Origin of the sequence: Acinetobacter venetianus RAG-1 = CIP 110063 (genome assembly GCF_000368585.1) — a bacterium.
In the GTDB taxonomy this organism is placed as follows: Bacteria; Pseudomonadota; Gammaproteobacteria; order Pseudomonadales; family Moraxellaceae; genus Acinetobacter; species Acinetobacter venetianus.
This window is the reverse complement of sequence record NZ_KB849558.1, coordinates 559,438-573,768: the sequence shown is the minus strand read 5'-3', so window position 1 is coordinate 573,768 and position 14,331 is coordinate 559,438. Positions and strand designations below refer to the sequence as shown.

Here is a 14,331-nt window from a genome sequence, read left to right as displayed (position 1 = left end):
ATTCAATATCCTATAAACTGGCTAACCATAGCTTTGTTGTTGAACCAACATTCCCACCGATTGCACCTGTTTCAATTTCATGTGCAGCTGTCAAAATGACATATTTCTTTTGTTCAACCTCAATAATATCGCCGCCATTCAAGTCAAGACTTAAAGACCGATGCACAATGCCACGCGGTATTAGTACTTTTTCCAAATTCTTTAACTGTCTTGCATCAAGACCAGCTTTATAAACAATGGATTGGCCTTTTGTAGTGGTATCATCCCCAATTACTGTTGAACCATCTTGATCAACCGAAACATAGGATGATTTTTGATATTTCTCAATTTGTTCACTATTGAACCATTGGATTTCACTTGGATCTAACTTCAGAACAACATTTTGTTTGAAAAGTGCATCCAGTTTTAGAATACGAATCTTATTTTCTTTAAAGCAAATTACCGCAGCTTCTTGTTGTAAATAAAGTGCCAAACGCTCTGAAATCAAATAACCTTTTAGACATATAAATTCAGGAAGTGGAACGTCATCACCTAAGCTAATGTTCGTTGATCCACAAGCTCGATATGCAGCATTGAATGAAGTTTGCTCTAAAATTACAGCCTTTTTCGCTTGGTCTAGGATGCTTTTACAGCCTTTGAATACAGCAATACATGAAATAGCCCCAATTCGTGAATTGTCTTTAATTGTCTGTGATTTGACAGGTTGTGAATAAACGATCTCAAACGAATACGGTATATCATTAACTAAAATTTCAGCACCATCTACTAACAGTTCTTTCAATTCCTTTGTATATTTCACCGCAAATTCGATACTGACTGGTACGGGTACTAAATCAGTTCTCAAAGTTGCAATCATTAACTCTGATGCAGAAATGATTTTGTTAGTAGCCAAAATTACTATACGCATCAATTACCCTCTGATGTTTTAAAACTGAACGGAGGTGCAACAAATGCATTTTTAGGCATTAATTCCTTTGCTTCTTTATAATTTTGCTCAGCTTCACTGACCGTCATGCCAAAGCCGTCACCACCCATACTTCGTGAAGCTTCTACCAATTGGGCTTGAATCAAATCGCAATTCGCATTTAAACACGGCTCAATAATGACCCATTCAAATGCTTCAAGAACAAGATTTTCATCAATCTGGATGATATTAGTAGAACCACGTTGGCATGATAGGGTGGCCCACCCTGCATAACGCTTAGTTTCCTCAATCAGTGCTAACAACACATCATTTTGAAGTAAGGAGTAACCTTTCATTTGCAGTTTTTGAAAAAATATTAACGCTAGTGCTTCAATCGAACCAGCGATAACTTGCGGATTTTGAGAACCATCATCAGGTAAAAGTTGCATAACAATTACCCAAACAAGGAACCAATTTGACGTGTAAGACCAGCTGCTGCACCAGTTAAACTCGTAACGGCTTGCGCTGCATTCACTACATTCTGAACACGATTGATTAATCCATCAACACCATCAATTTGTCTTTGACCTGGTAAAACCGTTCCATTGCCACCGATACTGGCAAAACCCCCAAAGAAATTGAAATCAATTGGACAAGAAACTGTCATGGCTTGAGAACGACTGTCTGTGTCATATTCCGCCATTTCAAACCGAATCGCGCAATTTTCTAATGCATATGCACGCGTGAAACTTTTAACATGCCCATCATAATAATCGCAGTCGATTATGCCTTTACTTGCAACAATGAATTCTGCAAATAATTGGTCATGACCAGCTTCAGTTACAAGAAGTTGTAAGTTTCCTGTGTAATGAGTTTTAGGTGGACCAGCGACAATTCCAGTAAAGCCACCCGGATACTGCACTTCCGCAGGATCCTCATTACTTATAATTGGCCGAGGACAACTTTTAATTAGAAATCGATAATCTTCCATCCCCCGAGGCACAAGCATACCTTGGCAAGATAAAATTGGAGAACCCAGCTGCTGAATTGCCAAGTAATCGGCCCGCATTTGGTTTAAAAGAATTGGATTGACTTGACGCATCATTATTCTCAAATCTTAAGTGATACGCATATTTTGAATCTTATTGATTTGTGCCTATTAATCTTGTTCCAACAATAATAACTATTGAGATCAACTCACATAAATTGTATAAATAATATGCTAATACAAATAATTAGCTATTAAAATTAAAGAGAAAAAATTATATAAGGGGCAAAACAATGAAATTTATTACATCATCAATAGTCTTGGCTTTTATCACGCTATTATCAGGCTGTGCTGGTTATTCAATTAAAAAAGGAGGTGATGGAGATGGTTTCGACTTCTATAAACCTGAACCATACCTATTAATCAAATCAACTAATCAAGCCTATACTTCTGAAATTATTTGGCTTCCAAACTATAATGACCGATATCGGGTTAAAACATGGAACTTTCTTGCTAAGTCAGATATTTCTTTCGATATCACTGATGGGTGGAAGTTATCAAAAATTTCTGATAAATCTGACAATACAACCGTTGCAAGCAAACTATTAGATATTGCATTAAAAGCGACCAAAGACGCAGACAAATCATTGGTAGAAACTTCTCCAAATGGGGTTACTAAGCTTTATAGATTTTCTTATGATAATAATGGCTATCTTTCAAAATTAATTGAAGTTGAAATGGAATAATTAACATAGAAAAAAAGACCACATATATTTATGTGGTCTTTTTATTTAGATGCTATTTATACAAACCGATCTTCTTACCTTTAAGAAGGGACTTCATGCGCTTTCTTAAGGCATTTGCAGAACGGGCTTTTAAATTTGCTTTCTTCAGTCCAGCCTTTTGTTCAGAAGAAAGTCGAATTTTTTGACCTGGTAAGCGCTTATTCACAATCTTTTTTACACCGTTACGGATTGCTGCAATCGCCTTATAACGTACTTTACGACCACCAACAGATTTGACACTCATTTGACCACGAGAAAGCTTTTTCTTGCCACCAACAGAGTCAAATCCCTCTTCTTCATCTGGTTCACCGTAGATAAATTCACGAACCAATTCATCTAATGGATCACCTTCATCTGGCATGTTGGCAATCACTGTACTTGCAGCCACTTCAATCGCAGCATCCGCTGCTTCAACGTTATCGCTAAAGATTTCTGCAATTACAGAATCATCAACCCCGAAGGTAGAGAAAGCATCATCTAATGAAGCCACTAATGAATTTTCTAATGTGCCATTTTCATCATCAATTTCGTCAATTGCATCTAAAATTAGAGAATCTAAACGGTCCGTTGGCAACTCATTTTCATCTAATGTGTTATCAATAACAGCATCTACCAAGTCTGAAACGATATTTAAAGCTAATTCACGTACATGCTCAATAAAGGATAATTCTTCTCGAATTGAGCTAGTGATTGAATTTAAACTACTGTTAATTTCAGCAGCAGCCGAATCGAAATCTCGCAATACGTTTTGTTGCGGTTTCTGATTAAATGGATTAGTGCAACCAAACATTTTTACCACCTATTTATTTAACTAAGATATCGTCATCAAAGACTACTGTACGAGTCGCACCCTCTGGACGGCGTGCCAAATACAAACGAACTCGCTCGAATGGGTAATCATTATCTGGAGTTAAACGAAACTCGAATGGCTTACCGTTTAAATCTTCTGCTGGCTTTAACCAACCTGAAGTCGCTGCTCCAGATAAATATTTATCAATTTCTTTACTGGCCTTTTCTAAATAGTCTTCAGTTGGTTTCAACATATGATTTTTTAGAATGTCTACGACATCGTTTTTTGTCCGCATTGCAATTTCTGAAGCATTCACTAGTCGTAAAGCGCTATTCTTGCTTTGTTTTTGAGTAAATACATCACTTAGTACATAACGGACACTGTCAAACTTGATAGGACGAACAACGTTTACTTTAGCTTTTGCAAGCATTTCTATTGTTGGCTCATCGAGTACAATATCGGGACGCAGCTCTAAAGCTTTTTTCTTGAATGGATAATCTTTCCATGCAACTGCATATTGAATTGGTGCGTATCCCTGCGCATTGGTTCTTGCATTTCGAAGTAATTTATCGCCAATGTACTGACCAATATATGTCGCTAAAACCTTCCGTCCACGCAAAGAAACTGCGTCACGAGGTCGACATAGATTAGGCGACCAAATCAACTGAACTTGATGGGATTGAGCGTCTAAACTATTGGCAAATTGCGCTGCCTGATTTGCTGTAATTGAAGGATCAACCTCAATATCCAAAGGAATATTTAACTTTTCAGCAGCTCTTAGTAAAGCAACATAAACTTCAAGATCATTACCATTAGGTAAGGTCAGATATGAAGGCTTATCTACCAAATTGGTAAGTAATGTATAGGTCTGATCTGCATTAAATTGAGGTGGTAACTCATCTGGTAAAGCTAATACCGTTTTGTTACGACCAAGGCCATTTAATGGGTTAAACGCACTACACAATAAAACTGCACTTAGCGCGTCATTTAGCACTAAGTCAAATTGTTCGAATTCTTCAGTCGCATCAGCGACAGCAACAATTGACGATAAATTTTCAGGATCAGAATCAAGAATACCCTGAATACTTATCACTTCATCACCAGTAATAGAATCAACAATTTTAAGCTTTAAAGTGATGTCCTCTAAGACTAAAGGTAAACTTACTTTGCTAAAAAATGAGATTTCTAATTCTGTATTTTGTAGATAACTATGAGTTAAGAAGTCTAGGTCTAAAACAGCTGGATTACTACCATTTAAAACTAAACTACCATTACTAGCTAATTTTAGGTTTGACATATTTACTCCGCTGGCTCGGGCTCGCTATTTAAAGTTGGACCTATACGCAGAACTTGAATGTTTGGTACACCTGTATCCAAACAATCTTGTACGGCGATGTAATCTAAATTATTGGGTTCATAACCTAGTTGACCGCGTATATTCCCTTGATGAATTGTCATTGGTTTATCAGTTCGTCCACGCAAGAACCGACCAACAATTACAGCCGAAGTAAGCCCTTCGCTTGTTTGAGCTTCAGTTTTATCAACTACACCTTGGCTTTGAATACCAACCGCTTCACCTAAAATCTTTGTTGTGTTCACTTTGTTTGCCTTTGGCTAAACGTTATGGTTATTTTGCGCTTTGATGTTTCTAAGTATTTGTGATGTTCCAATAAAAAAACTCTGCTAAGTAATGCAGAGTTTTTATGACATACACTAATGAAAACTAAATTACGGGCTTGGTTCTTCAACAACCTGTTCAGCCGTAAAGGAAATATCCGTTCCTTTCAGACTGTTAAGCTGATCAATGTTGTTTTGAATTTCTTGTAGAGCTATGTCTCCATGCACACGTATTACTGTACCGTCATCTAAAGAAACACCAGTTAATGGCTCTACGATTTTAAGGCTTGAATTATTAGAAACCGTAATATCACGAATCGTTGGTTCATCACCTAATATCTCTAGAATTGGATTTGTTCCCTGAAACTCATTCATTGCTTAGAACCTCTACATTTTTGCCTAGACTGTTCAACTGCTTAATATTATTTAAAACAGAATGCTTAATCATTTTGGAAGAGCATTCAATCGTTGCTGATTCACCTGGTTTAAGTGTTGTCTTTGAAGTTGGTTCAAAGATCGTACTCAACCCATTGTTTTTAACGTCAATGACAAGATCATTTCTTCTCGTTAGTTCTGGAGGCAATTGAGAATCTACAACACTTTTTTCGTTGTTCAATTTACCATCGTCAGGCATTGAATTTGACTGTTGTTCTTTCAATTCATCTTTCGCTTTTTCTAGCTCTGCTTGGGAAGATGAATTTTCATGAATTGATACTTCTGCGTTAGTAGCCGCATCAGTTGAACCAGTATTGCCTGCTTCATCATTCACAGCATCATCAGTGTTTACATCATTTGCATTAGAATCATCTGAACTCTTAGTTTGATTATTCTGCTGTTCAGTCTTGTCAGCACTCACTTTAGGATCTACTTGAGTAAGAGACTGTTTAGGTTTAGGACCTCTTTTCTTCGGACCAGTTACAACTTCTTCATTTGATTGTTCATCAGTCCCATTGGTTTTAACTTCAGTCATTTGTATTCACCTAATCTTTTTGATATTAAAAAAAACAACAAAGGCACCCTAAAGTGCCTTAGCTTTGATGTATTAATTTTTAAGTTTCGGCATATTCAATGCATTAATAAGCGCGAATTGATCGGCATATCGATCTAAAGGATTCAATTCAGCTGCTTGGGAACCGATTAGTCCAAGCAACGTCTCACGCGGATCAGGTGTTGCCTCACTCACTGTTAAAGGCATTTCAATAAAGCCGACAAGAGGATTGCGAACAGGTTCACTTCCACGACCAACTAACAGCATTTCGAAAGCTTGTTCTGATTCAACAAGTGCCTCAGCTGAACTAGGGACATGGTAAACATTTGTTCCATCTGCCAGCGTACCAATACGAACAATTTGACCATGACCTGCGGTTGCACCTGTTTTTGTTGGCATCTTGTCAGAAGATAATTGAGCAAAGAATACTTTTGCACTATCACCAACATACAAATCAAAACCAACGGTTGCACCACCAGAGTCTTGAACAATTCCAGTTTTGGCAGCTTCGATATATTTCATTAACTCGCCAAACAAATCGCCCGTAGTGTTGTATGCCGCCGCTAAATTACCAGTAACACCACGACTCGCATCAAACGTAAATTCACGCTGATTATATTGAGCACGTTCTTTACCTTCGGCTAATAATCGCACCGTTTGTTCTAAATAGATTTTGCCTTGCATCAACGATAAAGCAGTACCAACAAAACCTACATTTAATTCATTGGTAATCTGATTAACCAGAAGTTTTGATGCGCGGATTTGAGTCACAATTGGCGAGCTAACCATTGTTTCATAATCTGAAACGATGCTCACACCGACGGGATCAAGCTTAAATTTGTTTGAACCATCACGCGCATCATAATCAGCAACTAAAAACACTTCTAACTTAGCACCAACTGGTAACTCTTGATCAAGGGTAACTGAAATTGTACTGGTATCGATGTTAATAGTACTGCCCGTTACTCGGTATTCAGTACCCGCAATTTTTGCTGCTTTCTCTGCAATCGCTGAAATTTGGCCTTCTAACTTGGATTTACTACGATTGCGAGTATGAGCTACTTCTTTACCATTAATTCGAATCGAAATATTACCTGCGATAAATGGTAGTAACGGTGCGTTCGTATCAGGTGTTTTAGCCGCAAAATCAGCATATTTGGTGCGTGCAGTAGCTGTATATGTTACACCCGCACCACCATTACTTAATGCAAAACGGAAACGACCTTCTGAATATGGTTTTGATGCATTCACACCATCAAGGTATTCACCTTTATCCATCGCACCAAATGCACGATCCGTAGTAAATCGAACTGCAACAATAGGTACTTCATTTGATCCATTGCTATTAGGAATATATGCAATGATCGGAGATGCAAAAGCAATTAAGGTTGCAATCGTTGCAACTGTTACGGCGGGTACAATACTGACGGATTCTTGGTGGGTATTACTCGCGTCATCAAAGCCATCTTCAACTTCCTGAAATTTACTTGCAAGAGGTTGAATCTTACTTGCAACCGATAGACCAGCATTTAATGCCGTCGCTAAAACGGAAGGATGTGGCAATTCACCGCCATGACAGTATTGATATTGAGATAAGCCAACTTTGATTGCTCCATCAATATCAGATGCGCTATCAAAGCCTACGATATCAAGAATTTTATTTAGCGAAGTAGGACGAGTTTCGACCATGTGGTTTGCACTATCAAAACCTGTCGTATCACCATTTTGGTAAAAATAGTTTTGACATTGTGCAGTAGCTAATAATTGTGCTTGGAATTGTGCGTTTTGAGAATCAGATAAAACTGACATTTTTTCACCTGCATATAGGTTTTTGAAAATTGATAACTTAATTTCGCACGCCACAAAAACTTAATTTTGCTTAGTTCCAATTACTCAAATTCAGATTTCTATTCTCAAAATAAAAAAGCCCATCACAATGATGGGCTTTTATTCACTATTCTATTGGTTCTAGCCTGATACACCACTTGAAACGTAAATTTGGACATCTAAACCAGCTGTGACAACGAAACGTATCTTATCCCATGCATGTTGTCTAAATGGTTCCGTATCTGGTGTATCTGCTGATACCGTAACAATTGGCGACCAATGCTCTTCAATATTTACGTCGGCTTTTGGATGATTACTTCCATAAAACGCAACTACTGCATCAGCACCAATCACCTGGTAATTAAAGATTGCTGAGGTACATTGGGCGACCATGCCCTTATCACCCACAGTTTTTTCTGTTTCATTGAATACGAGGAAAGTCATTTTTAATCTCAATAGTATCTTTTAGATAGTATGAAATGACTACTCATGAAGGAATGGCGAAGTTCCATTTATACATTTGAAGCTTCTATCCACATCGTTTTTAATTGTTCGAGACTAAAATCTAAAGCTGCATTAATCTCAATAAGTTTTACTTTAATTTCTTCATACATTGTATATGTTTTAGCAAATTCATAATATCGTGCTCCATTCAAATAAGCTTTGTACATTGCGTACTTTTCAATATCTACATCTTGTAGAGCATCTAGCAAACTATTCATAGCAATATCCAATCCACTTTTTGCAAGCATGTAATTAAATTGAACAGGCCATAAGTTAGGTAGTGTATCCCTACGAAGAACAAAGTCATCTAACAAACGTTGTGCTTTTTCATAATCAAAAATGAATACAGGTTTACAGAAACCATCTACGATATGAGTAGGTAAACTAACCAAAACCTTTGCAATTTCTGATTGTGTTAAATCATAAGTATTCATGCGCTTACCTCAGCAATAACAGAGTTTATAATTACGTGTTGTCCTGTTGCCGATGAATTGTTTAATACAACTGCCAGCGTATTATCGTCCATAGAAGAGATCGTAAGAGGTGTAATATCACCATTATTTATACTGTATGAATTTTTCGTACTTTTGATTGGAATATCTGTGACATCTATTAAAAATAGAGATCCTGTATACGGCGAACCCATATAAAAATAACCACTCAAACTAATAATCCCTAGCTCAACATCGTAAATGGCAAAGATATTGTCAATACTGGTACCAGATGCCGTCACAAGTGATACATAAAGCGATTTTCGCTTATCACCTTCAGGTAAACGATTAATTGAGACATTTGTTTTATTCGCATATACAGTGATGTAATCGCCGACAAGCAATTCTTTATTAAAAAGAGTACCGCCACTTTGCAAATGAAAAATATCACCATCTGACGCAGTATCAGGCAACTTATAATTTAATAACTCAAAACTTTGACTAAGATTAAATCCGAAGCTATTAAACAAAGGCATCGGCAACTCACATGCTGTTTGAAAATACGGAAATAGTTCATTACTCAATTTCACAGTACCGACTTTTTGCAGTTTTCTATATACATCAATCGTCTTTAAATCAATTAAATCAAAAGTAAAATCTTCAATTCCGCTTGCATCAGAAAATTGTAAGCTTAATGCTGGTTGTGCAACTACACTTCCGAATGAAAGAAACAAATTACCGTCGGCATTATTTTGAATAGCTAGGGCCATATTATTTAAATAATTTGCTGCAACTTCTGAATATGTCAGCTTATCAATTGGTTGATTTTCCATATTGAACAGATAAAATGCGCCCAAATTCGAGCTATCAAAACTCAACATGAACTTGCCTTTAGTCGCTTTGAAATATGCAGATAAAGGTCTAATAGCGACTAAGTTATTGCCTCTTGCTAGTTGCACATACTGAGCTACTGTATGCTCAACTACTTCAGCACCACTAACCTTACTCACAAATAATGAGGTCTTATCGTAATTACTTGGTAATGCTCCGTTATTCGGATTTACATTATTAGAGCCGTTGCAACTTAGAAGTTGTACAGTTTGATCAACTTTTAAAACAATTTCTGTGATTAGATCAACTGAATTAAATGCATTTTGTCCAGCAACCTGAACTCTAAACGATACATTATCAATATAAATTTCTAGCGATTCTTCATTTTGACTTGATCTAAAATAAATGTATGTATGTAGTTGATCACCAATATTGATCTTATATTGACTATTTGCTAATGCTTCAATGTCACCGCTAAAACTCGCAAAAGGGTTGTTCGCTTCATCGGGCACAAACATATTATTTTGCTGCAAAAGCATATTTTGAGCATTCGATAGCGTGTATGCATCATAAAATAACTCAGGTGGTGGTGGTTGAACTGTTTTAACGTCACCGACTGCGCTAGTACCTTGTATAAAATTATCAAGATCAGGCGTTAATTGCATCGTAGAATAGATTTTTTCAGCAGTTGCGACTAAATTCAACTCTTGCAAAGAAAAGTTAAAATTTCCACCGTTGTTTTGATTTACAGATTGTTTTTCAACAAGAATATAATCTGCTTTTTTTAATGCATTTCTCTGTTTAGCATTGTAAAAAATTTGATCAGCTAATAATGTACTTCCTACTCTAATCGATTTAGTTTCACCGACTGAAATTGTTGTATTCGTAATATTTTCAAAATAATTGTTAATCCCATTATTGGTGATGGTCAAATCCCAGTTTAAATTATCATCAATTATGCCCATCACTAAATCCTCGATTCCACTTCACCCTGAACTGGGTCCATACCCAATTCATCACGGCGATTTAATACATACTTTTTACCAAAATCTGCCATAAGGGTTTGACCAGTAGTTCCAACAATCTCGAACCAAACCATGAAACCCTCATAGATCATCAAACCTAGTAAGTCACCTTCTAAAAATTGAGTATCAGGGATATTCATGATCTGTTCAGCAAGTGTAGATAGACCAGCATCATAGGCTTCTATTTGGGCAATAATTGTCAATTCACTTGGATTATTCATACTATTATTTTTATGAATTACGCCACCATTGAACTTATCAGGTAAGACAAAAGCAAAGCCAAGTGGGTCATATTCATAATTTGGCTCATCTTGGATAGATAAAGCATTTGCCTCGAAAGACAATGGATCAACAGGAACCTCAGCATCTAATGGATTACTATAGACAATTCGTTTACGCCATACTTGAGCTGGAATACTCCCGAGCGTATTCATAACCACACGTCTAGCTGCTAAATGTCTACCATTAGCAACCCGGTTAACGGCATTATTTAGCATTTAGACCTCGCATAAATATCTCAAAACTAATATCAGACATTTTGCCTTTTACCCATGAATCAACAGTTTTGTTAATTTCTAATTGATGCTCTTTACTAAAGGTATGAATCACTGCATTGATCTGTGCCTGCACCGATGCCTTTCTAAACTCAAATTCAGCTTTCTTCATTTGTTTTAATTGATCAGCAAAGTATTTTTTGGCAACTTTGTTCGCGCGGCGCATCATTTCTTTTTCGGCTTTTTGAATGTTCGCCACAATTTGTTTAGATGTACCCGATTCAAGATCATTTAATTGCTTATCAAGCTGGTTCTTCAATTGAGCATCTGATTGTTTATAGCGCGTTCCAACTTGTTTTTTACGATCAATATCAACTTGCTTTTTTAAATATTCAATTCCTGCGGGTGATGTTATCCATTGAACAACTCGCAAAACATGCTTACATGCCACACCAGATAAATGAGGGTTCCTTTCTTTTGGAAATCCTCCTTCATGCCGCCCAAGACCATAGCCGCCAATCGTTGCCATGTATCGAAACCAATAAGTATGTCTGCCGCAATCGCATTCAAATTTTATTTTCCCGTTTGCAAGTCGATTTTTTACGGTATTAACCGCTTCTTTTTTAATATCAAATACAACAGAATTGAAATTAGAGAATTCAACTTCTACATGGTGATTTTGCGCTTCACTGTTAGGACCAGCATTCGTTAAGAAATGAACTAATCCTCCTTTTCGATTCAAGGGCACAGCCATATAAATTTGTTGGTTTGCGCGATCAATATCATCTTGCATACTTAAGTTAATGATATTTTGAATAGTAATCCCTTTAACATATTGATCTTTTAAAAGAAGAATATTGTCTTGAAATGCCAAAATATCATCACGGGTAATACGTCTTGGAGAATCCCCTTTTTGTTGTCCTAACGTCGTGAATAAAACCTTTTCAACATCGTAATCAACACCTTGAGCAATGTCTTCAGGACGTAAAAACATAGGGCGTGGTATTTTTCGCCCACGATCATCAAATTCAACCTCTCGCTCTGCTAATGCACGTTGCTGTTTATCAGCACTTCTACGGCCCTGTAAATCACGACGCAAGCGCCCACTTTTAAGCGCCTCTTGCATTTGTTGATATGCATTTTGGAAAGAATCATTTTCAGCCATGAATCCTCCTAATCTAAAAATTCACGGCGTAACCGTAAAACATCAGAAATTAAAGGCACTGCTATTCGTTTTTCAGGTAACTTTTCCCATATACCAGAAACACCACATGCAACTTGAATTACATCGGTGTGATTTCGTGAACCATAAATTCTTAGACTGAGTAAGGTTGGATCTTGTGCTTCATCTGACTTAACATCCCAAACGATTAAGCTATTCAACATTCCCTGCTGAATATTCTTATTGATCAGATCTCGGATAGCATTTCGATATTCATTGATCATTTCAGCAATACCTACACAGCACTTGAAACGCGAATGAATCCATTTGCACCGTTTTCACCAACTACATAATTTTCAGTAGCAGGCTCAACTAATACTCCATCCTCGTCATAAGTATTGAGGGAACGTTCACCAATTCCACCCTTACCTACATACAAGAGTGCATATTGGATATCTTGAGTATCATTTGTATAAACAATCGTCAGGCGTGCACCTTCTCCAGCACCCCCACCAAAGCCTTCTGTAATAACCTCATATCCATCAGCACCATTACCGCCAGCACCACGACCATTAGAATCAGTTGAAGCACCTGTATGATTTTCTCCATTAGCATTACCAGCCGTACCATTGGTTCTCGTCGCTGATGTTGGTTCACCTACTAGCTGCCATTGGCCACCAGCACCTGCAATACCATTGATATATTGAAGCGTCTGATTATCTCGAACTCCACCAACACCACCTTTACCACCGCCTGAAGTGAATTTAATTGTCGTATTTTGAATGGAGATATAACTATCTTGTCCATCAGATCCAGATAATGTTTCAGGACTTGAGTTTGCTACGAGATCAACATAGCGAGATGACCCACCTCCACCACCTGCACCAACAATCAAGAATGCTTTACTTTCACCAGCAAGAATTGGCACAGCAATTTGATTACCACTGTATAAGTAGTCACCATTACCACTATTTTGACCGACAGCTGAAGTTTCAATTACCGCGTAATTTACGTTTCTACTATTTAGGCTTCCAGATAAACGATCATCGACATTCAAAAATACTTCGAACTTATCGGCGTATCGTTTCACATACGTTTGGTTAATTGCCTTTGCTTCATGGGATACAACAATTGCAAATCTCAAATCTAAAAAGTTGATGTTTGTTCCATCTGGCTTATTTACTGTATGAAGTGCTTGTTCAGCATTTGTGTTTAATACTCCAGCCATTCGAGTTTTTGGATATGTATTGGCTATATTGGTCACAATATTTGAAATTTGTTGTTGAAATTGCTGTGATAAATCTGAGAGTTGCTGCTGAAGGTTTGCGTCCCCAGCTTCTTGAGCTTGCTTATTAGCAGCAATTTCAAAATCTTTGAGATTGCCCCAAATTATAAGATCAGAGACATTTTGCTCAATCTCTTGTTGTTTGGAAAGTAAACCATATTGTGGATGTGGATTGGAATGGGCTATGTGCTCATTCATCAAAGCTATAGAAACTGGTGTATTTGGATCATTTGAAATAACGAGATTAGAAATATCTAAATTCGAAACAATCATCCCAAACGTCACAATTGATACAAGATTAGCGACTAAACGAATGAGTGGCGTATCAGTTGTTGTTGATGCTATGGCAAACAATACGCCTTGATCAGTAATTAAACCTATTTCAAAACCATCAGCTGACACAGTAGGTTCAATATTGGTGATAAATCGAATTGTATGTGTAACAGGTTCAACGCTACCGCCATTTAACGCATAACGTTCGATTTCATTAACGAGAGATGTATTGCTTAGGTGAGTAGCTGGATCATATTTTGCAGAACCTACGGCGATTTCAGAAAGGGTTAATTGAAATCCTAAATTTTCAGCGTTTAGAATTGCTGTTCGACCTGCATCTGTTAAATAGAATTGAATAGCCATAGTTCACCCTTTAGTCCACTATGGCTATTTTGGGTATTCATACACTGTGTTTTGTTGCATAGTT

The 14,331-nt window shown here is 37.2% G+C and carries 17 protein-coding genes; 1 reads left to right on the top strand and 16 read right to left on the bottom strand.

The features are described 5' to 3' along the window. Positions 1 to 10: 10 nt before the first annotated feature. The 3 genes from F959_RS08305 to F959_RS08295 are packed head-to-tail and all read right to left on the bottom strand — an operon-like array spanning position 11 to position 2,006. The gene (locus F959_RS08305; protein WP_004879067.1) at positions 11 to 907 is read right to left on the bottom strand and encodes a hypothetical protein; all 897 of its coding nucleotides are present in this window, start codon (positions 905 to 907) and stop codon (positions 11 to 13) included. After that, entirely contained in the window at positions 907 to 1,353 is a 447-nt protein-coding gene (locus F959_RS08300; protein WP_004879066.1) for a hypothetical protein, read from the bottom strand. The genes F959_RS08305 and F959_RS08300 overlap by 1 nt, the downstream gene beginning before the upstream one ends. A gap of 5 nt (positions 1,354 to 1,358) precedes the next feature. Beyond that, positions 1,359 to 2,006 (bottom strand): hypothetical protein, encoded by a 648-nt coding sequence (locus F959_RS08295; protein ID WP_004879064.1) that lies wholly within the window; start codon positions 2,004 to 2,006, stop codon positions 1,359 to 1,361. Between the two features lie 179 nt (positions 2,007 to 2,185). On the opposite strand from F959_RS08295, the gene F959_RS08290 reads away from it, so the two are divergent. Further along, a complete protein-coding gene (locus tag F959_RS08290; RefSeq protein WP_004879062.1) occupies positions 2,186 to 2,638 on the top strand; it encodes a hypothetical protein in 453 nt (150 codons plus the stop codon). Between the two features lie 52 nt (positions 2,639 to 2,690). Here F959_RS08290 and F959_RS08285 read toward each other — a convergent pair whose 3' ends face one another. The 13 genes from F959_RS08285 to F959_RS08225 form a co-directional block, all read right to left on the bottom strand. Further along, a complete protein-coding gene (locus tag F959_RS08285; RefSeq protein ID WP_004879059.1) occupies positions 2,691 to 3,467 on the bottom strand; it encodes a hypothetical protein in 777 nt (258 codons plus the stop codon). Positions 3,468 to 3,480: 13 nt separating this feature from the next. Next, on the bottom strand, positions 3,481 to 4,764 hold the full coding sequence (locus F959_RS08280) for a hypothetical protein (protein WP_004879058.1): 1,284 nt from the start codon (positions 4,762 to 4,764) through the stop codon (positions 3,481 to 3,483). Between the two features lie 2 nt (positions 4,765 to 4,766). Next, positions 4,767 to 5,066 (bottom strand): hypothetical protein, encoded by a 300-nt coding sequence (locus F959_RS08275; protein WP_004879055.1) that lies wholly within the window; start codon positions 5,064 to 5,066, stop codon positions 4,767 to 4,769. Positions 5,067 to 5,195: 129 nt separating this feature from the next. After that, positions 5,196 to 5,459: a hypothetical protein gene (locus F959_RS08270; protein ID WP_004879052.1), complete on the bottom strand. Its 264-nt coding sequence runs from the start codon at positions 5,457 to 5,459 to the stop codon at positions 5,196 to 5,198. Next, positions 5,452 to 6,054, bottom strand: a complete 603-nt coding sequence (locus F959_RS08265; protein ID WP_004879050.1) for a hypothetical protein — start codon at positions 6,052 to 6,054, stop codon at positions 5,452 to 5,454. The genes F959_RS08270 and F959_RS08265 overlap by 8 nt, the downstream gene beginning before the upstream one ends. Before the next feature lie 72 nt (positions 6,055 to 6,126). Further along, the gene (locus F959_RS08260; RefSeq protein WP_004879048.1) at positions 6,127 to 7,881 is read right to left on the bottom strand and encodes a hypothetical protein; all 1,755 of its coding nucleotides are present in this window, start codon (positions 7,879 to 7,881) and stop codon (positions 6,127 to 6,129) included. Between the two features lie 159 nt (positions 7,882 to 8,040). Then, positions 8,041 to 8,343 (bottom strand): hypothetical protein, encoded by a 303-nt coding sequence (locus F959_RS08255; protein WP_004879046.1) that lies wholly within the window; start codon positions 8,341 to 8,343, stop codon positions 8,041 to 8,043. Between the two features lie 68 nt (positions 8,344 to 8,411). Beyond that, the gene (locus F959_RS08250) at positions 8,412 to 8,837 is read right to left on the bottom strand and encodes a hypothetical protein (protein WP_004879044.1); all 426 of its coding nucleotides are present in this window, start codon (positions 8,835 to 8,837) and stop codon (positions 8,412 to 8,414) included. Further along, positions 8,834 to 10,630, bottom strand: a complete 1,797-nt coding sequence (locus tag F959_RS08245) for a hypothetical protein (protein ID WP_004879042.1) — start codon at positions 10,628 to 10,630, stop codon at positions 8,834 to 8,836. Before F959_RS08245 ends, F959_RS08250 begins: the two co-directional genes overlap by 4 nt. A gap of 2 nt (positions 10,631 to 10,632) precedes the next feature. Continuing rightward, positions 10,633 to 11,187, bottom strand: coding sequence for a hypothetical protein (locus tag F959_RS08240; protein ID WP_004879040.1), 555 nt, complete (start codon positions 11,185 to 11,187; stop codon positions 10,633 to 10,635). Beyond that, a complete protein-coding gene (locus F959_RS08235) occupies positions 11,177 to 12,349 on the bottom strand; it encodes a hypothetical protein (RefSeq protein ID WP_004879037.1) in 1,173 nt (390 codons plus the stop codon). The genes F959_RS08240 and F959_RS08235 overlap by 11 nt, the downstream gene beginning before the upstream one ends. 8 nt (positions 12,350 to 12,357) lie before the next feature. Beyond that, positions 12,358 to 12,630 (bottom strand): hypothetical protein, encoded by a 273-nt coding sequence (locus tag F959_RS08230; protein ID WP_004879035.1) that lies wholly within the window; start codon positions 12,628 to 12,630, stop codon positions 12,358 to 12,360. 11 nt (positions 12,631 to 12,641) lie between these two features. Further along, complete coding sequence (locus F959_RS08225) at positions 12,642 to 14,267, bottom strand: phage tail-collar fiber domain-containing protein (protein WP_004879032.1); 1,626 nt, start codon at positions 14,265 to 14,267, stop codon at positions 12,642 to 12,644. Between the last annotated feature and the right edge of the window lie 64 nt (positions 14,268 to 14,331).